Source organism: Streptomyces sp. TOM-9 (genome assembly GCF_056858595.1).
This window is the reverse complement of record NZ_JBXEQB010000001.1, coordinates 4,159,728-4,180,678: the sequence shown is the minus strand read 5'-3', so window position 1 is coordinate 4,180,678 and position 20,951 is coordinate 4,159,728. Positions and strand designations below refer to the sequence as shown.

Genomic DNA, 20,951 nt, shown 5'->3' with positions numbered 1-20,951 from the left:
ACCGTCTCCTTGGTGTTCAACGCAGCTTCGCCCTCGGTGAGGGAGCTGGCGGAATTGTGTGCACCTCACACGGTACGCGCTGCGTGGCGCGACCGCGCACGTGGGGAAGGCCACCCCGCACGCGCTCCCCTGCCGGTCAGGCCTCCGGCGCGGCCTGCTGGGCCTGTTCGGCGGCGTGGGCCGCCGCACTGCCGGGCCGCTTCCTGGCCACCCAGCCCTCGATGTTGCGCTGCTGGCCGCGCGCGACGGCGAGCGAACCGGCCGGCACGTCCTTGGTGATCACGGAGCCCGCGGCGGTGTAGGCGCCGTCCCCGACTGTGACGGGGGCCACGAACATGTTGTCGGAGCCGGTGCGGCAGTGGGAGCCGATCGTGGTGTGGTGCTTGGCCTGCCCGTCGTAGTTGACGAAGACGCTGGCGGCGCCGATGTTCGTGTGGTCGCCGATCGTCGCGTCGCCGACGTAGGACAGGTGCGGCACCTTGGTGCCCTCGCCGAGGGTGGCGTTCTTCATCTCGACGTAGGTGCCGGCCTTCGCCTTGGGGCCGAGCTTGGCGCCCGGGCGCAGGTAGGCGTACGGGCCGACCGAGGCGGCCTCGCCGATCTCCGCGCTGACGGCCACGGTGTTGCTCACCGTGGCGCCGGGGCCGACCAGGGTGTCGGTCAGCGTGCAGTTGGGGCCGACCACGGCGCCCGAGGCGAGGCGGGTCGCGCCGTACAGCTGGGTGTTCGGCAGCACCAGGGTGTCGGGTTCGAACTCCACGGTGACGTCCAGCCAGGTCGACGCCGGGTCCATGATCGTCGCGCCCTCCAGCATCGCCCGGTGCAGCAGGCGGTCGTTGAGGATGCGGCGGGCCTCGGCGAGCTGCACGCGGTTGTTGATGCCGGCGATCTCGCGGTGGTCCTCGGCGACCGAGGCGCCGACGCGGTGGCCGGCCTCGCGCAGGATGCCGAGGGTGTCGGTGAGGTACTCCTCGCCCTGGGCGTTGTCGGTGGTCACCTTGGCCAGCGCGTCGGTCAGCAACTGCGCGTCGAAGGCGAACACCCCGGAGTTGATCTCGGGGATGGCCCGCTGCTCGTCGGTGGCGTCCTTCTGCTCGACGATCGCCAGCACCGAGCCGTCGGCGCCGCGCACGATGCGGCCGTAGCCGGTCGGGTCGGGGACCTCGGCGGTCAGCACGGTGACGGCGTTGCCGTCGGCGGTGTGGGCCTCGACCAGTGAGCGCAGGGTGTCCGGGGTGAGCAGCGGGGTGTCGCCGGCGGTGATGACCACCGTGCCGGACAGCTCCGGGAGTTCCGCCAGGCCCGCCCGGACCGCGTGGCCGGTGCCGTTCTGCTCGTACTGCACGGCGGTGCGGACCGCGGCGTCGGTCCCGGCCAGGTGGGCGGTCACCTGCTCGCGGGCGTGGCCGACCACGACCAGCAGGTGCTCGGGCTCCAGGGCGCGGGCCGCGGCCACGACGTGTCCGACCAGGGAGCGGCCGCTGATCGTGTGCAGGACTTTGGGGGTCGCCGACTTCATACGGGTGCCCTCACCCGCGGCAAGGACGATGACGGCGGCCGGGCGGTGGGCGCTCACGGAACGGACTCCTCGGCGTGGGGTGAAGGTCACCCGAAGGATACCGGGGCGTTTCGGGCGGTGAACGCGGAAGGGTCGCGACGGTTGCCGCGACCCTTCGGTCAGTGCTCCGCTGCCAGGATTCGAACCCGGACTTAAGGGACCAAAACCCTCAGTGCTGCCGTTACACCACAGCGGAAGGAAACCCCGGCCGAACAGGACATCCGGTCAGGGTGCCCGTCTGGCCTCCACCACTATGCCGCACCGGCGGCCTCCAATGCGACGAGAAAGATCGGTACTTCCCCTCGTCAAAGGTGGGTACAAGTGCCAAGAGCCGTATTCCCGCCGACACGCGTGCTCTGTTCGGCCTTCACTTAGCCCTGCCATACTTACGAAGCCGTAAGTTACGGTGGCGTAGCCCCCGACCTTCATTGAGGGACCACCATGACCACACAGACCGACGTGATCACCGAGTCCCCGGAACCCGGGGCCGGCTCCGGGGCCCCGCTTCCCCGTGCCACGCTCGGTGGTGACAAGAAGCAGTCACTCGAGCAGATCACCCTCGGACTCTTCATCGGCATCCCCTTCCTCGCCCTCGTCGCGGCGATCCCGCTCGCGTGGGGATGGGGCCTGAGCTGGCTCGACCTCGGCCTGATGGTGGGGATGTACTACCTCGGCTGTCACGGCATCACCATCGGCTTCCACCGCCACTTCACCCACGGCTCCTTCAAGGCCAACCGCCCGCTGAAGATCGCCCTGGCGATCGCCGGGTCGATGGCCGTCGAGGGACCGGTCGTGCGGTGGGTCGCCGACCACCGCAAGCACCACAAGTTCTCCGACGCCGACGGCGACCCGCACAGCCCCTGGCGCTACGGCGAGACCGTCCCCGCCCTGATGAAGGGCCTGTGGTGGGCCCACATGGGCTGGTTGTTCGACGAGGAGCAGACCCCCCAGCACAAGTACGCCCCCGATCTGATCAAGGACCCGGCGATCCGCCGGATCAGCCGTGACTTCTGGCTCTGGACGTCCGTCTCGCTGCTGCTCCCGCCGCTGATCGGCGGCCTGGCGACGATGTCGTGGACCGGCGCCGCCACCGCCTTCTTCTGGGGCTCCCTGGTCCGTGTGGCCCTGCTGCACCACGTCACCTGGTCGATCAACTCGATCTGCCACGCGGTCGGCAAGCGGCCCTTCCGCTCCCGCGACAAGTCCGGCAACGTCTGGTGGCTGGCCGTGCTGTCCTGCGGCGAGTCCTGGCACAACCTCCACCACGCCGACCCCACCTCCGCCCGGCACGGCGTGCTCCGCGGCCAGGTCGACTCCAGCGCCCGCATCATCCGCTGGTTCGAACTGCTCGGGTGGGCCAGTGACGTACGGTGGCCGACCGCTGACCGGATCGCCGCCCGCCGTAAGGAGAGCGTCAGCGAAGCGGCATGATTGACGGGTGAGCGACGGCAGAAGCAGCAGCAGGGGCAGCGAGGGTACGCCGTCGCGGCGTGCCCGACGGGTCCGCATGACGGGCAAGGAGCGCCGCGAGCAACTCCTCGACGTGGGGCGCACGCTCTTCGCCGAACGCGGTTTCGAGGGCACCTCCGTCGAGGAGATCGCGCACAAGGCGGGCGTCTCCAAGCCCGTCGTGTACGAGCACTTCGGCGGCAAGGAGGGCCTCTACGCCGTCGTCGTGGACCGCGAGATGCGGTGCCTGCTCGACATGGTCACCGGTGCCCTCACCGGTGGCCATCCACGCGAACTGCTGGAACAGGCGGCCTTCGCGCTGCTGGACTACATCGAGCAGTACACCGACGGCTTCCGGATCCTCGTGCGGGACTCGCCCGTCGCCCAGTCCACCGGCACCTTCGCCTCACTGATCAGCGACATCGCCACCCAGGTGGAGGACATCCTGGGCATGGAGTTCAAGCAGCGCGGCTTCGACGCCAAGCTCGCCCCGCTCTACGCGCAGGCGCTGGTCGGGATGGTGGCGCTCACCGGGCAGTGGTGGCTGGACGCCCAGAAGCCCAAGAAGGCGGAGGTCGCCGCACACCTGGTGAACCTCTCCTGGAACGGCCTGTCCGGGCTCGAGCCCAGGCCGCGGCTGATCGGCCACCGCAAGAACTGACGCCGCGCCCCGCTCCGCACGCACAGGACGAAGGGCGGTGCCCCCCGCCGCGGGGGGCACCGCCCTTCGTCATGACCTGCCGCGGGTGGTCAGCCGGTGTTGCGCAGGCCGGCCGCCACGCCGTTCACCGTCAGCAGCAGCGCGCGGGCGAGCAGCGGGTCGGGCTCCTCGCCGCGGGCGGCGGCCTCGCGCTGCCGGTGCAGCAGCGCCACCTGGAGGTAGGAGATCGGGTCGAGGTAGGCGTCCCGGATCCGGAAGGTCTGCTGGAGCACCGGTTGCGCGTCCAGCAGCTTCGCCTCACCGGTGATCCGCAGCACCTCGGCGACCGTCAGCTCGTGCTCGGCCTTGATGACGTCGAAGACGTGCTTGAGTCCGTCGGGCACCAGGGTGCCGACGTAGTGCTCGGCGATCCGCAGGTCGGTCTTGGCCAGCGTCATCTCGACGTTGGACAGGAAGTTCCGGAAGAAGTGCCACTGCTCGTACGCCTCGGCGATGTCCGCCTCCCGGCCCGCCTCGCGGGCGGCCTTCAGGCCCGAGCCGACGCCGTACCAGCCCGGCACGATCTGCCGCGACTGCGTCCAGCCGAACACCCACGGGATGGCCCGCAGCCCGTCCAGGCCCGCCCCGCTGTCCGGGCGGCGCGAGGGGCGCGAGCCCAGGTGCAGTTCGGCCAGCTGGTCCACGGGGGTGGAGGCGAAGAAGTACGCGGGCAGGTCCGGGTCCTCCACCAGCCGCCGGTAAGCGGAGTGCGCGGCGTCGGAGACCACGTCCATGGCCGCGTCCCAGCGGGACAGCGCCTCCTCGGACTGGCGGGGCGCGGTGTGCAGCGCCGAGGCCTGCAGCGTGGCCGCGACCGTCAGCTCCAGGTTCTCCCTCGCCAGGGACGGGATCAGGTACTTGTCGGAGATGACCTCGCCCTGCTCGGTCACCTTGATCTCACCCTCCAGCGTGCCCCACGGCTGCGCCAGGATCGCGTCGTGCGTCGGGCCGCCGCCCCGGCCGACGGTGCCGCCGCGGCCGTGGAAGAGCCGCAGCCGCACCCCGTGGCGGTGCGCCACGTCGCGCAGGCTCCGCTGCGCCCGGTGGATCTCCCACTGCGAGGTGGTGATGCCGCCGAACTTGGAGCTGTCGCTGTAGCCGAGCATGACCTCCTGCACGTCGCCGCGGAGCGAGACGAGCTTGCGGTACGAGGGGTCGGAGAGCATCTCGTCGAGCAGCCTGTCGGCGACCTTCAGCTCGTCGGTGGTCTCCAGCAGCGGCACGATGCCGATCTTGGCGATCCCCGCGTGCAGGTCGATCAGCCCGGCCTCGCGGGCCAGCACCGCCGCCGCGAAGACGTCGTCGGAGCCCAGGCACATCGAGATGATGTACGACTCGACCACCTCGGGCCCGAACCGCTCGAAGGACTCCCGCACCGTGTCGAAGACGCCCAGCGTCTTCGCCCCCGCCGCATCCAGCGGCGCCGGGGACGGCGCCAGCGGCCGCCGCGAGCGCAGCTCCTTGGCGAGCAGCCTGCGCCGGTAGTCCCGCGGCATGTCCGCGTACCGCCAGGACTCCTCGCCGAGCCGGTCGAAGAGCTGGCCGAGGGCGTGGTGGTGGGCGTCGGCGTGCTCGCGGACGTCCATCGTGGCCAGCTGAAGACCGAAGGCGGCCAGCGTGCGGATGGTGCGGTCCAGACGGCCGTCCGCGATCAGCTCACCGCGGTTGGCGCGCAGCGAGTCCTGCACCAGACGCAGGTCGGCCAGGAGGCCGCCGGTGCCGAGGTAGTCGCGGCCGGGCACGTGCGGTGTGCCCTTGGCCAGCCGCTCCCGGGTGTTGAGCAGCTTCTGCCGGATGCAGGTGGCCTTGAGGCGGTAGGGCTCCTCCGCGTTCAGCCGCTTGTAGCGGGGGCTGATCTCCGGGAGGCGCTGCAGGTCCTGCTCCAGGTCGGCCAGCAGCTCCGGCGAGGCGCCCGAGTTGCGGATCGAGTTGGACAGCGCCGCGCGCAGGTCGTCGACCAGCTCCAGGGCGTCGGTGATGCCGTGCTCGTGCTGCAGGATCAGCACGTCCCAGGTGACCTGCGGGGTGACGTTGGGGTTGCCGTCCCGGTCGCCGCCGATCCAGGTGCCGAAGGTCAGCGGGCGGGTCTCCGCGGGCAGCGGCACACCGACCCGCTCCAGCTCGACCGCCAGGTCCTCCAGCACGTCGCCGACCGCGCCCGCGTGCAGCTCGTCCAGGTAGTAGATGGCGTTGCGCGCCTCGTCGGCGGGCTCGGGGCGCACGACACGCAGTTCGTCGGTCTGCCAGAGCAGGTCGATGTTCTCCGCCAGACGCAGGTCGCTGCGGCGGCGGTCCCCGCCCGCCTCGACGGACTCGTCCAGCAGGGCGGCGATCACCCGCAGCTTGTTCAGCACGCTGCGGCGGGCCGCCTCGGTCGGGTGGGCGGTGAAGACCGGACGCACGTTGAGGTTGCGCACGGTCTGCCGCAGGTGCTCCGGGTCGGCGTCCTTGAGCAGGTCGGCCGTACGGGCCAGCAGCCCGCCGTCGGCCGCCCTGCGGGAACGCAGCTCACGGCCCCGGTGCACCTGCTCGGTGACGTTGGCGAGGTGGAAGTAGGTGGAGAACGCCCGTACCAGCTTGGCCGCGGTCTCCAGATCGGTCTCGCCGAGCAGGGCGGCGGCGGCCTCGCCGTCGCTGCGGGTCAGCGCCCGCACCCTCTCGACGAGATCGAGGAGCTCCGGGCCCTCCTGCCGGACGAGCGTCCCGCCGAGGAGGTCTCCCAGGCGGCGGATGTCCGCGCGGAGGGGGGCGCTGCCGGTGGTGTTGTCGGCGCTGCTCACAGGTGCGGCTCCTCGTGCAGTGGAATGGTCGGCGGCATTGTCCGGACCGCGCTGTCCGACGGCACAAGGATAGGTCGGGGCCGCCCCACGGACCGGGGCTGACCGCCAGGCGGACACCGTCGCGTCTAGGCTGGTCCGTATGAGTACGACGGGGGAGTACGTACCGGACGGGGCCGGCGGACGAAGCCGGGTGGTCGCCGGGCCGTGGTGGTGGCCCAGGCGGCGCAGCATGGTGCTCGACGTGTCCCTGGCCTTCGTCTCGGCCGTGGAATGCCTCCTGGAAGGCGCGGCCTTCGCCGAGAAGTCCGGGGTCTCGCCGGTCGTCACGGGTCTGTTCGGCCTGCTGGTCGGCTCGGTGCTGGTGCTCCGCAGGCGCTGGCCGGTCCTGGTCGTCCTGGTCTCCATCGCCGTCACACCGGCCCAGATGGGCATCCTGCTGAGCATCGTGGGCCTCTACACCCTGGCCGCCTCCGACGTACCGCGGCGGATCATCGCGGTGCTGTCGGGGATGACCATGCTCGGCATGCTGATCGTCACCTTCCTGGAGATGCACGGTGACCTCGGCGGCGCGGCGTACCACGCGCCGCTGGCCGTGGTCGTCCTCACCTCCGTGCTCGCGGCGGTCGGCGTCACCGCGCCGCCGGTGCTGCTGGGCCTGTACGTCGGCGCCCGGCGCCGGCTCGTGGAGAGCCTGCGGGAACGGGCGGACGGCCTGGAGCGGGAGCTGTCCCTGCTGGCCGAGACGGCCACGAGCTCCGCGGAGCGTGCCCGCATGGAGGAGCGCACCCGCATCGCGCGCGAGATGCACGACGTCGTCGCACACCGGGTGAGCCTCATGGTCGTGCACGCGGCCGCGCTGCAGGCGATCGCCGTCAAGGACCCCGAGAAGGCCTCGGCCAGCGCGCAGCTCCTCGGGGACATGGGCCGGCAGGCGCTCAACGAACTGCGCGAGATGCTGGGCGTCCTGCGGGCGGAGCCGGTGACGGCGGCGCGGGCGGCGTCGGCGGGTGCGGCGGTCCGTGTCGTGGCCGCTGCGGAAACGATTGCGCCCGCCCCGTCCCCGGTCGCGGCCGCGACCGGGGACGCCGAGACGGAGGACGAGCAGGGGCCGTGCCTGGCCGAGCTCAGGCGGCTGCTCGACGAGTCGCGTGCCACCGGGATGGACGTCGAGCTCACGGTGGAGGGGGAGGAGCGTCCGCTGGCGGCGCGGGTCGAGGCCACGGTCTACCGCGTCGTGCAGGAGGCGCTCACCAACGTCCACAAGCACGCGCCCGGCGCGTGGGCCCGCATCCGCCTCGCCTACCGCGAGGCGGAGGTCGCGGTCCTGGTGCAGAACGGGCCCTCCGACGGGGCGCCCGCGCTGGTGCTGCCCAGCGGGGGCAACGGGCTGGTCGGCATGAAGGAGCGCGTCACGGCGCTCGGCGGGGGGTTCGCCGCCGGCACGACCCACGAGGGCGGGTTCCGCGTCTCCGCAATGCTTCCCGCCTAGCGGTACGGCCCGGGGTCGTGGTTGCGGCCGGTGGTTGTGCGCGGGTTGTTTGCGCCTGCGGCGGGCATCCCCCGCCCACCCGCCCTCCCCCAGCCTTCGGCCGGGGGGACCCCCATCCGGCGCGGTTGGTGCGGGCCTGCGCGCGTGTGTGGTGGGCCGGGGTCGGGGCCTCCGGGGCTGGGCATTCCGTACCGCATATTTATGTGCATGGCGGGCGGTCCAGGTCGTGCCGTCTGTGCCGCACAACACATACACGTCAGCGTCCAGAACGCCCACCCTCCCCCAGCCTTCGGCCGGGGGTGCCCCCAACAACCCCGCCCCCTCCGTATCGCCGGGCGACCAACGGCCGGACGAGGTGGGGGTTGTGGGAAGTCGTTCCGCAAGGCATGGGGGTTCCCCCCCGGCCGGAGGCTGGGGGAGGGTTGGCACACCCCCACCACCGGCGTGCACACGCCGACGAAACCCCAGCCACCGGGCAGGTGCGGCGCCGCTGTGAGGTTGCGCCAACCCTCCCCCAGCTACCGCTGGGGGTGCCCCCAGCCTCCGGCGAGGCCGACCCGCAACCAGGTCACCGCGCGGCCGCAACGCGTACGCGCACAACGACGGGCCGCAAGGGGCACCCCCCACAACAACGAACCGGCGGGCGCGGTCAGGTCGTGAGGCGGTGGGGACGGGAGCCCGTCGTGAGGGCGCCCAGGGCCGCGTCGATGGTCGGGCCCAGGTAGTAGTCGCCGGTGTGGTCGAGGCAGTAGACGCGCCCCTCCGCGTCGATCGCGAGCTGCCCGTGGCCCGCGGACTCCTCCCCGAGCGGTGCGACCTCCGTGTCGAGCGCGCTGCCGAGGTCGCCGAGGGTGCGCGCGAGGTGCAGCCCGTGGAGCGGGTCGACGCGGACCGTGCTGGGTGCGACGTGGCGGCCGGGGGAGGTGACGGCCGGCACGGTGAGGCCGCCGAACTCGGCCCAGGCCTCGACGGCGGCGGGGAAGACGCTGTGGCGGTGGCCGCCGGGGGAGACGTAGGCGCGGAGCGTGTCGGCCCAGACCTCGGCCTGCCGGATGTCCCAGCGGCCGGGCTGCCAGCCGGCGGCGCGCAGGGCCACGTCGACGCCGACGGGGAAGCGGGTCGAGTTCATTCGGCGTCGGCTCCCGGGTCGAAGGCGCGGACGCCGAAGTGGGCGAGCAGCGCCTCGCAGGAGCGGCAGGGCGGGGTGTAGGTGCCGTGGGCGGGGTCGCCGTCCTCGCGTATGCGGCGGGCGGTGAGCTTGGCACCCTTGAGGGCCTTGCGGGCCTCGCCGTTCGTGAGCGGCTTGCGCGCGGCGCGTTTGCTGCGGGCGCCGTCGACGGTGGTGAGGTGGCGGGACAGCAGCACCGGCTCGGGACATCGCCCGGTGAAGCGCTCACGCTGGGCGACGGGGAGGGCGTCGAGGACGTCCTGGACGAGCGGGTGGAGCGGGGGCGGCTGGTCCGCCTTGGCGCCGGTGCAGGTGAGGACCTCGTCCTTGACGGAGAGCGCGGCGGCGACCGCCGGCAGGATCCCGTCGCGCCGATGGCGCAGCGCCGGTGGCGCGGGCGCTTCGTCGGCTCCCCAGTTGAGCCGCGGATCCGCGGCGTCTCTCGTCAGCATCTTCGTACGGCCCTCCGATCCGTCCTCGCGTCGAGGACGTCCCCCTATGTGCGTAAGACTGCCAAACGGACAAGGCGTTACGGAAGTCGGTTGTGAGGTGAGAGGTTTACTTTGTGCCGGATGTCACGGCACTGTGGGGAGATGCGTATCGTCGTCCGGTGTGCTGCCGCAGCGGTGCTCCTTGCGTTGGCCATTGGTTGTACGGATAGTAGCGCCGGGTCGGACGGGAGGGCCAAGCCCACGGAGAACGGCCGGGATTCGACCACGGCCTCCACGAGAGGGGCACAACGCGCGCTCACCGCGGCCCGGTTGAAGGCGGCGCTGATCACCTCCGCCGATGTGCCCGGTTACGTGGTGACGGGCGGCGCGGGCGTGCCTGTCCCCGAGGAGGCGCTGACCGCGGACCGGCCCGGGTGCCGTCCCCTGTCCGACCCCGTGAGCAGCCGTCCCGTCCGGCCGCGCACGGCCCAGGTGACGGCCGCCGTCACCAGGCGCGGGGCGCTCGGCGGTGACGGCGGGCTGGACCTGCTGCTGCTCGCCGCGCACCGGCCCGGCGAGGCGGGCGAGGTCGTCGCCGGGATCACCGCCGCCCTGAGGCAGTGCCGTTCCTTCGGGACGACGGACGGGGAGGGACGCGCCCGGCACTTCGCCGTCCGTCCCGTGCGGGCCCCCGCGGTGGGCGACGAGGCGGTCGCCTACGTGATGACCGACACCGCCGACGCCACGCGAGGCACCGCCACCGTCACCGTCGTGCGCACCGGGGGCAGCACGGCCACCTACGTCACGGTCAAGCCGTCCGGGGACCCCGGGGGACCGCCCCCGGCCGTCGCACGCGCCCAGCACGGGAAGCTCGCCGCGGCCGCCGTCCAGCCGTGACCGGAACCAGCTCAAGCGCCTCTTGCCACACCCCATAGGCTGTGCCCAACACCGGATCCAGCATGGGGGCATCGGCAATGACGACAGGTCGGCCCGGGTATCGGGCCGCGCCACCGAACGCGGCTTACGCCGGTCAGATCGTGCACTTCCCGGACCCGGTGCGGCGCGCCCGCCACCCGCAGGGCGTACGCGTGGACGAGCGCGGCTTCCCCGACTTCTCGCCGTACGCCCGCGCGGCGGCCGAGATCGCCGAACCGCCGGACGGCTTCGGAATCGACGAACTCCGGCTGACCGACTACGTGTCGGCCAACGCCGCGCAGCACGCCGCCGGTCACGAGCTGTGGGGCAGCCTGTCCCCCGTCGCCACGCCGCACGGGTGGAGCTGGCACCACGTCGCCGGCAGCCGTCGTCTGGAGCTGATCCCCGCCGAGGTCAAGTCGTTGCTGCGGCACCACGGGGGCCTGGCCACCACCGCCTCCGCCGACCACGACAAGCGCGGTACCCGGCCGCTCCAGGAGACCCGGCCGGTCCACTTCGGCGTACGCAAGGACGGGGTCGCCGTCACCGAGCAGCAGGTCCGGGACGTCGAGGAGGAGCTCGGCTACCGGCTGCCCGGCGCGTACCGCACCTTCCTCAAGGCGGCGGGCGGCAGCGCACCGCGCGGTGTCGCCCTGCTGCCCATGCTGGGACTCCTGGTCGACCAGCCCTTCTTCACCGTGCGGGACGAGGCGGCGGCCAACGACCTCGGCTACGTCAACAAGTGCCTGCGGGACCACCTCACCAAGGACTACCTGGCGATCTCCTACGTCCAGGGCGGTGTGCTCGCCGTGAAGGCGCGCGGCGCCGACCTGGGTTCCATGTGGCTGTGCCCGTACGACGACGTGCGGGACGCCGACGGCGCCTTCGGCTCCACCGAGGAGCGGGTCACCGGGCTGCTGCTGCCCTGCGGCGAGGACTTCGACGCCTTCCTGGCCGCGCTCGCCGGCGACCCGCCGGAGCTGGAGACGGTGGCGAACCTGATGGTGGACGGCGGCTTCGCCCGTGCCGTCCCGGTGGAGGGGTGAGGCAGGACATGGTCACGTTCGCGCAGGCGCAGGAACGCGCCGAGCGGTGGATCAACGCCGACGTCCCGGCCTACCTCGCACGTGAGGTGCAGGTGCGGGAGTTCGACCGGGGCTTCGTGGTCTGGTCCGAGCCGAGGGACGGCGGCCCGACCTCGGACGACGGGGAGACCCGCATCGTCATCGCCCGGGACAGCGGCGACGCCACGCTCTGGCCCGCGCTGTCCGTGGGCGAGATCATCCGCCGCTGGGAGGAGGTCTACGGCGCCGCGGCCGGCGCGGTCGCGGACGCCGTGCCGGAGCGGCCCAAGCGGATCGACCTGGAGGCGACGTCCTTCCTGCTGAGCCCGCCGCAGTGGCTGCAGGACGCCGCCGACCGGCTCGGCATCCCCGACCGCCGTGACGTTCCGGACGGCGCCCTGGCCGAGACCGTCCCCACACCGCCGCGCGCCCCGGCCCCGGTCACCACGCCCGGTCCCGCCACGCCCACCCAGCCGTACGTCCCGACCCCGACCCCGCCGATGCCGACCCCGTACGGCGGCGCGCCCACCCCGCCGCCCGCCGCGTGGCGGGACGCCAACGACAGCCAGGGAGCGGGGGCGTCCGTGCCGCCGCCGGCGACCGTCTACGCGCCGCCGATCAGCGACTCGGACGACGCCCACACCCCGCCGCCGATGACGAGCGCCGAGGCCAGCACCGAGCGGCTGCCCGGTGTGGCGGAGGCCGGGACGCCGCTGCCGGGGCCCCAGGCGCAGGGCGGTTACGGCTACCCCGTCGCCGGCGGCGGCACGCCGCCCCCGCCTCCGCCGCCCCCACCGGCCCCCGGGCCCGGCGCCTACGGCTACCCGGGCGGCTCGTCCACGCCCCCGCCGCCGGGGCCCCCGCCCTCCCCGTTCGGCGGTCCGGCCGTGGCCCCGCCGCCCCCGCCGCCGGTGGCCCAGCAGGGCCCGCCCCCGCCGCCGCCCGCGCCTTCCACCCCCGCCAGGCCCGGCCCCGGGGACGTGCACCAGGCCGCGACGATGCTGTCCCGCCCGGACGGCCCGCCTCCGCCGCCGCCCCCGCCGCCGCCCGGTCCCGGCCGCGGCGCCGCCGACGTGTCCGCCGCCGAGACCTCGAAGGCCGGCCCTCCCGGACCGCCCGGACCGCCCGCGCCGCCGCCCGGTCCGGGCGTGCCCGGCACCCCGGCTGCCGGGTACGTGCCCACGCAATTGGTGCAGCAGCTCCCCGCGAACGACCGGCCGGCGGCCGGGGACGTGCACCAGGCCGCGACGATGCTGTCCCGCCCGGACGGCGCCGCCGGGGCGTCGGCACCGCCCCCGCCCCCGCCGCCGCCCGGTCCGGTCGCGGCGCCGCCGCAGCCCCCGGCGTACGGCTACCCCCAGCAGCCGCAGGCCCAGCCGCAGCCGCCCACCGGGGTGCCCACGGTCGGCCCCGGCTACCTGGCCGTGCTCCGCTACCGCGCGCAGGACGGCTCGGAACAGCAGCTGATGCGCCGCTCCGCACCCGGTACGCCGCACCCGGAGTGGCAGATCCTGCACGAGCTGCGCGCCCTCGGCGTGCCGCCGCAGGCGGTGCTGGAGCTGCACACGGAGCTGGAGTCGTGCGACCTGCCGGGCGGCTACTGCGCCCGGATGATCCGCGAGACCTGGCCCCAGGTGCGGATCAGCAGTACCGCCCCCTACGGCAAGGACCACGCGAGCCGTCGCGCGGGCGTGCAGCACCTGCTGACGCACCTCGGCGAGCTGCACCAGGTGGCGAGCGCCCCGGCGCACGCGCACCCGCACCGGGTGCCGCTGCCCGAGCCGCACCAGGTCCAGCGGGTCCCCCCGGTCCCGCTGGACGCGATCGGGCAGGAACTGGCGCAGTCCTTCGGGCCGCAGGGCGTGTTCCGCTTCGACCAGCGGGCGGTCGCCCGCCAGGGCGTGCCGGACCTTGTCGCGCAGACGCTCACCTGGTCCGGGCTGCCGGTGGACTTCGGGCCGTTCTTCTGGGCGCAGGCCCAGCCGGGGCGGCCGGTGCCGACCCTGGCGGAGCTGGCGGCCGAGCGCGGCGTGCAGCCGGCCCCGGACGCGGGCTCGTACCTGGTGATGGGCAATGACTTCGGCCGCCAGCTGTGCGTGCAGTACGGCACGGCGCACATCGTCGCGGTGCCGCTGGAGGCCGGGCCGGGCGGTACGGCTCCCGTGCCGCAGTTCGTCAACACCAGCCTGCCGGAGTTCGTCCGCTGCCTGGCACTGCTCGGGAAGATGTGGCGCTGGCGGCTCGGCCTGACGCCCGAGCAGGCAGGCCGCTGGACGGTCGACTTCCAGAACCAGCTGGCCGCGCTCGACCCGGCGGCGGTGGCGTCGCCCGAGCACTGGTGGCCGGTGCTGATCGAGCAGATGTGGGACGGGATGCTCTAGGTCCCCGTACGGCGTCGCTCCGGCTGGTCTGCGGACCGGTCGGAGTGTCGCGTTATGGGTAAATCCGGCAAATCCCCGAGAATAGGGGTATGAGTACGGCACACCCCCGCGGCGGCCACGGCTTCGCCACCGTCCGTGGCCGCGGGTACCGCACCGAACAGGTCGACCGCTTCCTGGAGGAGCTGTCCGAGGACCGCGACGCTGCCTGGGAGCGTGCCGCGCGGCTCACCGTCCTGGCCAACGAGATGACCGCGGAGTGCGCCGCGCTGCGCGAGGCGGTCTCCACGCTCTCGCCGCCCACCTACGAATCCCTCGGGAAGGGCGCACTGGACCTGCTGCGGCTGGTCGAGGATGAGGCGGCCTCCGTACGCGAACAGGCCGAGGAGGAGGCCCGGCACGCGCACGACGCGGCCGCGGCCGCCCGCCGCACCCTCATGGACGAGGCCCGCGCGGCCGCCCACGCCCGCCGCGGCACCACCGATGAGCAGGCCGAGCAGGTGCTGGAGCAGGCCCGTGCCGACGCCGGGCGCGTGCTCGGCGAGGCCCGCGAGGAGACCGGCCTGCTGCGGGACGAGGTCGCCCGGGAGCTCGACGCCGCGCGGCGGGAGGGCGAACAGGCGCTCGCCGAACTGGAGAAGGAGCACCGCGAGCGCTTCGACACCCAGGAGCACGAACTCGCTGAGGGCGAGGCCGGGGTCGACTCGCGCCTCGCCGAACTCACCTCGTACGCCGAGGCCATGGTGGACGACGCCCGCCGGGCCCTGGCGGAGACGGAGGAGGCCGCGCGGCGCCGCCAGGAGGAGGCCGACGCCGCCGCCGCGGATCTCCTCGCCCAGGCCAGGGTGCGGGAGGAGCGCATCCGTCTGGCCGCCGAACGCGAACTGCGCGAGCACGAGGTCCGCCGGGAGGAGATCCGCGAGCACCTCGCCCACGTCCGTGGCAGCCTCGCCGCCCTCACCGGGCGCGAGGCCCCCGACGCCGAGGAGGAACCGGGCCCCGCCGCCCCCGACGTGCCCTCCCCCTCACCCGGGGACGATCAGGAACCGCCGTAGGCGGGGAACTCCCCGCTGTCCAGGACCCACGGCCCCACGGGGACGGCGTCCCCGAAGGCGTAGTCGTGGCGCGCCCGGTAACGGGGGCTGTCGTCGCCGGGCGCCGGCCCCGGATCGGAGAGGACGGCCAGAGTCTTGTCGCGCGTGGCCGGCCCAGTCCGGATCGTCGGCCATCTGGCCTCGATCTGCCGCCGCAGCCGCAGGGCGATCAGCTCGTGCCGGTTGAGCGGCGGCATCGTCAACGTGATGACGCCCTCGCCGATCTCCACGGCCCGGGTGTCCTCGCGCCCCATCAACTCGGCGGCGATGGCCCGCATGCGCGCGTAGCTCTTCGCGTCCACGGCGTCACCGTACCGCCGGGTCCTCCTCCAGGACCGGGAAGCGGCGGGGCGCCACCAGCAGGACGGCGGCCAGGGACAGGACCGCCGCGACGGCCGCGCCGGCGTAGACGTGGTTGACCGCCGCCGCGACGGCGCGGCGCACGTGGTCGTCGACGTGCGCGGCGCCGGCGATGGAGTCGAGGTCGGTGCCGGAGCCGTGCAGGCGGGAGGCGAGGGTGGCGTTGGCGACGGCGCCGAAGACGGCCGCGCCGACGCTCTGGCCGACCTGGCGGCAGAAGAGGATCGACGAGGTGGCGGTGGCCCGTTCGCTCCACGGGACGGTGGACTGCACGCCGACGATCAGGGGGAGCTGGAAGAGCCCGAGGGCGGCACCGAGCAGCAGCATCACCAGGGTGGGCTGCCAGGCGGGACCGGCGTACGGGAGCAGCACCAGTACGACGAGGACGACGGTGGCGGCCGCCATGCCCAGGGCGGCGGTGTTGCGGAAGCCGATGCGCAGGTAGACGCGGTTGCTGAGGGCGGCGGACAGCGGCCAGCTGAGCGTCATCACCGACAGCACGAAGCCCGCCGCTATCGGGCCGAGCCCGAGCACGGTCTGGGCGTACGTGGGGAGGAAGACCGTCGGGGCCACCATCAGGACGCCGAGCATGCCGAGGGCCAGGTTGACGGCGACGATCACCCGGCGCCGCCAGACCCAGCCGGGGATGATCGGCTCGGCGGCCCGGCGCTCGGCCCACACGGTGAGGGCGCCCAGGACGAGGCTGCCGCCGAGCAGCCACCACCGGGCGGGCCCGCCCTGCACGAGGCCGGTGATCAGCAGCCCGCCGGAGAGGAAGAGCAGCAGCGCGCCGGGCCAGTCCACGCGGTGCCGGGTCCGCTCGCCGACCCGCTCGCGCAGATGACGGGAGATGAGCAGGAGCGCGACCGCCCCGACGGGCAGGTTGATCAGGAAGATCCAGCGCCAGCTGGCGTAGCCGGCGAACAGCCCGCCGCACAGCGGCCCGAGGACGGCGGAGACCGCCCAGACCGTGGAGATCGCCGCCTGGATGCGGCCGCGCTCCTTGAGCGGGTACAGGTCGCCGGCGATCGTCTGCACGGTCCCCTGGATGGCGCCGCCGCCGAGCCCCTGCACGATGCGGAAGGCGATCAGGCCGGCCATGTTCCACGCCCCGGCGCACAGCACGGAACCGAGCAGGAAGATCCCGATGCCGGTCAGCAGCACGGGCTTGCGGCCGAAGGTGTCGGCGAGCTTGCCGTAGACCGGGAGGGTCACCGTGACCGCGAGCAGGTAGCCGGAGAAGAGCCAGGAGAAGACGGAGAAACCGCCCAGCTCGCCGACGATCTGCGGCACCGCGGTGGAGATGATCGTGGAGTCCATCGCCGCCAGCGCCATGGCCATCATCAGCGCGGCGACCACCGGGCCGCGCCGCTGCGGCCCCGTCCCGGAAGCGGTGGCGGCTGCGGTCGCGGGCTGCTCGGTGCGCTCCACGGGACCCCCTGGTTGTGTGTACGACACACGATTTCATGCCGGGCCCCCGCGCGCACAGGGGGTTCCCGCAGGCCGGACGGCGGGGCTTGAACCTCCCGCGACCGGAGGCTGCAGGCTCGACCCCGAGCCGGGTCCGCCGAAAGGTGCAGTCCCCCTAGGGGTCCCACCGAACTTTCTCCTACCCCCGGTTCGTACCGGCGGAGGACGAGGGAGCCCTCCTGGGCTCCCTAGCCTTCTGGTGGGGCTAACCCCCGGGCCGATACGGAGACCCGCACCATCGTTCCGGCCCCCTCCCCGAAGCCAGTCTTGGTACGCGACGCAGCCCGCCCCGAAACGGCGGCGACGACCACTCGAACAGGAGCAGTCCAGTGACAACGGCAGTATCGATTCCCAAGTCCGGGGGCAGCGGAGAACGTACGGCCGTGGCCGCCCGGGCCCGTCAGGTCACCAAGGCGTACGGCTCGGGCGAGACCCGGGTCGTGGCCCTGGACGCGGTCGACGTCGACATCGACCGCGGCCGCTTCACCGCGATCATGGGGCCCTCCGGCTCCGGCAAGTCGACCCTGATGCACTGCCTCGCCGGTCTCGACACCGTGACCGACGGCCGGATCTGGGTCGGTGAGACCGAGATCACCAAGCTGAAGGACAAGAAGCTCACCCAGCTGCGGCGGGACAAGATCGGCTTCATCTTCCAGGCCTTCAACCTGCTGCCGACCCTGAACGCGGCCGAGAACATCACGCTGCCCATGGACATCGCCGGCCGCAAGGCCGACCCCCAGTGGCTGCAGCGGGTCGTGGAGACCGTCGGGCTGGCCGGCCGCCTCAAGCACCGGCCCGGCCAGCTCTCCGGCGGTCAGCAGCAGCGCGTCGCGGTGGCCCGCGCCCTCGCCGCCCGGCCGGAGATCATCTTCGGTGACGAGCCGACCGGCAACCTCGACTCGCGCGCCGGCGCCGAGATCCTCGGCTTCCTGCGCCGCTCGGTCGACGAACTCGGCCAGACCATCGTCATGGTGACGCACGACCCGGTCGCCGCCTCGTACGCCGACCGCGTCCTCTACCTCGCCGACGGCCGGATCGTCGACGAGATGCGCGACCCGACCGCCGACTCCGTCCTGGAGCGCATGAAGGACTTCGACGCCCGTGGGAGGACGTCGTGACCGTCGTCAAGACCTCGATGCGCAACTTCGTCGCGCACAAGGGACGCATGGCGCTGTCCGCCATCGCCGTCCTGCTGTCGGTGGGCTTCGTCTGCGGCACGCTCGTCTTCACCGACACCATGACGTCCACCTTCGACAAGCTCTTCGCCGCCACCGCCTCGGACGTCACGGTCACGCCCAAGGGCGCGGCCGGCAACGACGAGATGCAGATGACCACCAAGGCGGCCACCGTGCCCGCCGCCACCGTCGCGCGGCTGAAGGAGGTCGACGGCGTCAAGTCCGCGTCGGGCGAGGCCAACAGCCAGACCCTGACCGTCACCGACGCCGCCGGGGAGAACCTCGGCCCGACCTCGGGTGCCCCCACCATCGGCACCAACTGGGACTCCACCGAGCTGCGTTCGGTCGACGTCACCTCCGGCCACGCCCCGCGCGGGCCCACCGAGGTGATGGTCGACGCCGACACCGCCGACAAGAAGCACCTCGAACTGGGCGACGAACTGCGGGTGATCGCCATCCCCGGCGAGTTCCGGGCCCGGATCAGCGGCATCGCCACCTTCAAGGTCACCAACCCCGGTGCGGCGATCTTCTACTTCGACACCGCCACCACCCAGACCAAGCTCCTCGGCGCCAAGGACGTCTTCAGCAGCGTCGGGCTGACCGCGAAGCCCGGGGTCAGCGACGAGCAGCTGAAGAAGAACGTCACCGCCGCCCTCGGCTCCACCGCCGGCTACAAGGTGCAGACCCAGGCCGAGTGGACCGCCGAGAACCAGAACGACATCGCCGGCTTCCTCGACGTCATCAAGTACGCGATGCTCGGCTTCGCCGGGATCGCCGTCCTCGTCGGCGTCTTCCTCATCGTCAACACCTTCTCGATGCTGGTCGCCCAGCGCACCCGGGAGATCGGCCTGATGCGGGCCATCGGCGCCAGCCGCCGCCAGGTCAACCGCTCGGTGCTGGTCGAGGCCCTGCTCCTCGGCGTGGTGGGCTCCGTGCTCGGCATCGGCGGCGGCGTCGGGCTCGCCGTCCTGCTCATGAACCTCATGGGCAGCGCGGGCATGAACCTCGACACCTCCTCCCTGACGATCAAGGCCTCCACCCCGGTCATCGGGCTCGTCCTCGGCGTCGTGGTGACCGTCCTCGCCGCCTACCTGCCCGCCCGGCGGGCCGGCAAGGTCTCCCCGATGGCCGCGCTGCGCGACGCCGGCACCCCCGCCGACGCCCGCGCCGGCAGGGTGCGCGCCTCGATCGGCGTCGTCCTCACCCTCGCGGGCGCCGCCGCCCTCGTCGCCGCCGTGCAGGCCACCAAGGCCGCGGACGGCTCGATGTTCCTCGGCCTCGGCATCCTGCTCACCCTGGTCGGCTTCGTGGTCGTCGGGCCGCTGCTCGCCGGTGTCGTCGTCCGGGTGATCAGCGCGGGCGTCCTGCGGGCCTTCGGCCCGGTCGGCCGCCTCGCCGAGCGCAACGCGCTGCGCAACCCCCGGCGCACCGGCGCCACCGCCGCCGCCCTCATGATCGGCCTCGCGCTCGTCGCCGGCCTGTCGGTGGTCGGCTCCTCCATGGTGGCCTCGGCGACCGACCAGCTCGACAAGTCGGTCGGTGCGGACTTCATCATCGCCTCCGACAGCGGCCAGCCGATCACGCCGCAGATCGAGCAGGCCATCAAGGCCGCGCCGCACCTCGCCCACGTCACCGACTACAAGTCCCTCGACGTCAAGCTCACCGCCCCCGACGGGTCGGTGTCCGACACCTCCCTGTCCGCCGCGGACCCGACGTACGCCCAGGACCTCCAGGTCAAGACGGTCGCCGGCGAGCTGTCGGCCGCCTACGGCGCCAACGCGATGTCGGTCGGCGAGAACTTCGCCGACAAGCACAAGGTCAAGCTCGGGGACGAGCTCGCCGTCCGCTTCGCGCACGGCGAGACCGCCACGCTGACGGTCGCCGCGATCACCTCCGCGGACACCGTCTTCGACCAGGGCGCGATGTACACCAACATCACGACCGCGGCGCGCTACGTGCCGGCCGACCGGATGCCGATCAACGACATCATGTTCGCCGCCGCCAAGGACGGGCAGCAGGACGCGGCCTACGCCGGGCTGAAGAAGGCGCTGCACGACTTCCCGCAGGTCCAGGTCCGCAACCAGGCCGACTACAAGCAGTTGCTCAAGGACCAGATCGGCCAGCTGCTCAACCTGATCTACGGCTTGCTGGCCCTGGCGATCATCGTCGCCATCCTGGGCGTCGTGAACACCCTCGCCCTGTCGGTGGTGGAGCGCACCCGGGAGATCGGCCTCATGCGGGCGATCGGCATGTCGCGGCGGCAGCTGCGGCGCATGATCCGCCTGGAGTCGATCGTCATCGCCCTCTTCGGCGCGGTGCTCGGCCTCGGCCTCGGCATGGGCTGGGGCGCCTCGGCCCAGCAGCTGCTGGCGCTCCAGGGGCTCGGGATCCTGGAGATCCCCTGGCCGACGATCATCACCGTCTTCATCGGCTCGGCCTTCGTCGGACTCGTCGCGGCGCTGGTGCCGGCGTTCCGGGCGGGGCGGATGAACGTGCTGGGTGCGATCGCGACGGAGTAGCGCGCGGAGCGCGCAGCGGCCCCGGGTACGCATCTTGCGTGCCCGGGGCCGTCGTCGTGTGCGGGTGCGTTGCGCCTGCGGCGGGCGGTTTCCCCGCCGCCCTCCCGATTGCCCGGCGCGGTCAGTGCGGGCCTGCGCTCCGTTGGGGTGGGGTCGGTGCCGCACCGGGGTACGCCCCCAGCCTTCGGCCGGGGGCGTACCCCGCCACACCCCCTCCGGTCGTGTAGGCGACTAACGGCCGGAGGGGGTGAGAAGGCGGTCCGGGGTTGCCGCAAGTGCCCCACTGACCCCCCCCCACCGGCCGTCAGTCGCCCCATCCCGTGGGAGGGGGTGTGGCGGGGTGCTCCCCCCGGCCGAAGGCTGGGGGAGACGAGCGGCGGACCCGGCGCCGAATAACGTGG

General features: G+C 73.1%; 15 protein-coding genes and 1 tRNA gene. 9 read left to right on the top strand and 7 right to left on the bottom strand.

Going from position 1 to position 20,951, the window contains the following annotated elements:
- Positions 1–136 precede the first annotated feature (136 nt).
- Both glmU and AC1VWI_RS19320 read right to left on the bottom strand, forming a co-directional pair.
- Positions 137–1,576, bottom strand: a complete 1,440-nt coding sequence (gene glmU / locus AC1VWI_RS19325; RefSeq protein ID WP_499512259.1) for a bifunctional UDP-N-acetylglucosamine diphosphorylase/glucosamine-1-phosphate N-acetyltransferase GlmU — start codon at positions 1,574–1,576, stop codon at positions 137–139.
- 107 nt (positions 1,577–1,683) lie between these two features.
- Positions 1,684–1,754, bottom strand: a tRNA-Gln gene (locus AC1VWI_RS19320).
- Between the two features lie 245 nt (positions 1,755–1,999).
- Here AC1VWI_RS19320 and AC1VWI_RS19315 point away from each other — a divergent pair.
- The gene (locus AC1VWI_RS19315; RefSeq protein WP_499512258.1) at positions 2,000–2,989 is read left to right on the top strand and encodes an acyl-CoA desaturase; all 990 of its coding nucleotides are present in this window, start codon (positions 2,000–2,002) and stop codon (positions 2,987–2,989) included.
- A gap of 76 nt (positions 2,990–3,065) precedes the next feature.
- Entirely contained in the window at positions 3,066–3,668 is a 603-nt protein-coding gene (locus AC1VWI_RS19310) for a TetR/AcrR family transcriptional regulator (RefSeq protein WP_018559808.1), read from the top strand.
- An 89-nt stretch (positions 3,669–3,757) separates the two neighbouring features.
- On the opposite strand, the gene ppc is transcribed toward AC1VWI_RS19310, so the two are convergent.
- Positions 3,758–6,487: a phosphoenolpyruvate carboxylase gene (gene ppc, locus AC1VWI_RS19305; RefSeq protein ID WP_499512257.1), complete on the bottom strand. Its 2,730-nt coding sequence runs from the start codon at positions 6,485–6,487 to the stop codon at positions 3,758–3,760.
- A 139-nt stretch (positions 6,488–6,626) separates the two neighbouring features.
- Between ppc and AC1VWI_RS19300 the strand changes: the two genes are divergently transcribed.
- Positions 6,627–7,976: a sensor histidine kinase gene (locus AC1VWI_RS19300; RefSeq protein WP_499512256.1), complete on the top strand. Its 1,350-nt coding sequence runs from the start codon at positions 6,627–6,629 to the stop codon at positions 7,974–7,976.
- Positions 7,977–8,625: 649 nt separating this feature from the next.
- Here the strand turns inward: AC1VWI_RS19300 and AC1VWI_RS19295 are convergent.
- Together AC1VWI_RS19295 and AC1VWI_RS19290 are read right to left on the bottom strand one after the other, a co-directional pair.
- Positions 8,626–9,105, bottom strand: coding sequence for an SUKH-3 domain-containing protein (locus AC1VWI_RS19295; RefSeq protein ID WP_499512255.1), 480 nt, complete (start codon positions 9,103–9,105; stop codon positions 8,626–8,628).
- Positions 9,102–9,596 carry a YwqJ-related putative deaminase gene (locus AC1VWI_RS19290; RefSeq protein ID WP_499512254.1) on the bottom strand — a complete coding sequence of 165 codons (495 nt, stop codon included), beginning with the start codon at positions 9,594–9,596 and terminating at the stop codon, positions 9,102–9,104. Before AC1VWI_RS19290 ends, AC1VWI_RS19295 begins: the two co-directional genes overlap by 4 nt.
- 309 nt (positions 9,597–9,905) lie before the next feature.
- Here AC1VWI_RS19290 and AC1VWI_RS19285 point away from each other — a divergent pair, with 309 nt between their 5' ends.
- The 4 genes from AC1VWI_RS19285 to AC1VWI_RS19270 all read left to right on the top strand — a co-directional run bounded on the left by AC1VWI_RS19285 (position 9,906) and on the right by AC1VWI_RS19270 (position 14,987).
- Positions 9,906–10,472, top strand: a complete 567-nt coding sequence (locus AC1VWI_RS19285) for a hypothetical protein (protein ID WP_499512253.1) — start codon at positions 9,906–9,908, stop codon at positions 10,470–10,472.
- 77 nt (positions 10,473–10,549) lie between these two features.
- Positions 10,550–11,536, top strand: coding sequence for an HNH endonuclease (locus AC1VWI_RS19280; RefSeq protein ID WP_499512252.1), 987 nt, complete (start codon positions 10,550–10,552; stop codon positions 11,534–11,536).
- An 8-nt stretch (positions 11,537–11,544) separates the two neighbouring features.
- Positions 11,545–13,935, top strand: coding sequence for an SUKH-4 family immunity protein (locus tag AC1VWI_RS19275; protein WP_499512251.1), 2,391 nt, complete (start codon positions 11,545–11,547; stop codon positions 13,933–13,935).
- 89 nt (positions 13,936–14,024) lie between these two features.
- Complete coding sequence (locus AC1VWI_RS19270) at positions 14,025–14,987, top strand: DivIVA domain-containing protein (RefSeq protein ID WP_499512250.1); 963 nt, start codon at positions 14,025–14,027, stop codon at positions 14,985–14,987.
- Here AC1VWI_RS19270 and AC1VWI_RS19265 read toward each other — a convergent pair.
- Together AC1VWI_RS19265 and AC1VWI_RS19260 are read right to left on the bottom strand one after the other, a co-directional pair.
- Positions 14,972–15,328, bottom strand: a complete 357-nt coding sequence (locus tag AC1VWI_RS19265) for a hypothetical protein (RefSeq protein ID WP_499512249.1) — start codon at positions 15,326–15,328, stop codon at positions 14,972–14,974. The genes AC1VWI_RS19270 and AC1VWI_RS19265 overlap by 16 nt on opposite strands.
- Before the next feature lie 4 nt (positions 15,329–15,332).
- Positions 15,333–16,817, bottom strand: coding sequence for an MFS transporter (locus AC1VWI_RS19260; protein WP_499512248.1), 1,485 nt, complete (start codon positions 16,815–16,817; stop codon positions 15,333–15,335).
- A gap of 368 nt (positions 16,818–17,185) precedes the next feature.
- Here AC1VWI_RS19260 and AC1VWI_RS19255 point away from each other — a divergent pair, with 368 nt between their 5' ends.
- The gene (locus AC1VWI_RS19255) at positions 17,186–17,974 is read left to right on the top strand and encodes an ABC transporter ATP-binding protein (RefSeq protein ID WP_499512247.1); all 789 of its coding nucleotides are present in this window, start codon (positions 17,186–17,188) and stop codon (positions 17,972–17,974) included.
- The gene (locus AC1VWI_RS19250) at positions 17,971–20,550 is read left to right on the top strand and encodes an ABC transporter permease (RefSeq protein WP_499512246.1); all 2,580 of its coding nucleotides are present in this window, start codon (positions 17,971–17,973) and stop codon (positions 20,548–20,550) included. Before AC1VWI_RS19255 ends, AC1VWI_RS19250 begins: the two co-directional genes overlap by 4 nt.
- The last annotated feature ends 401 nt before the right edge of the window (positions 20,551–20,951 follow it).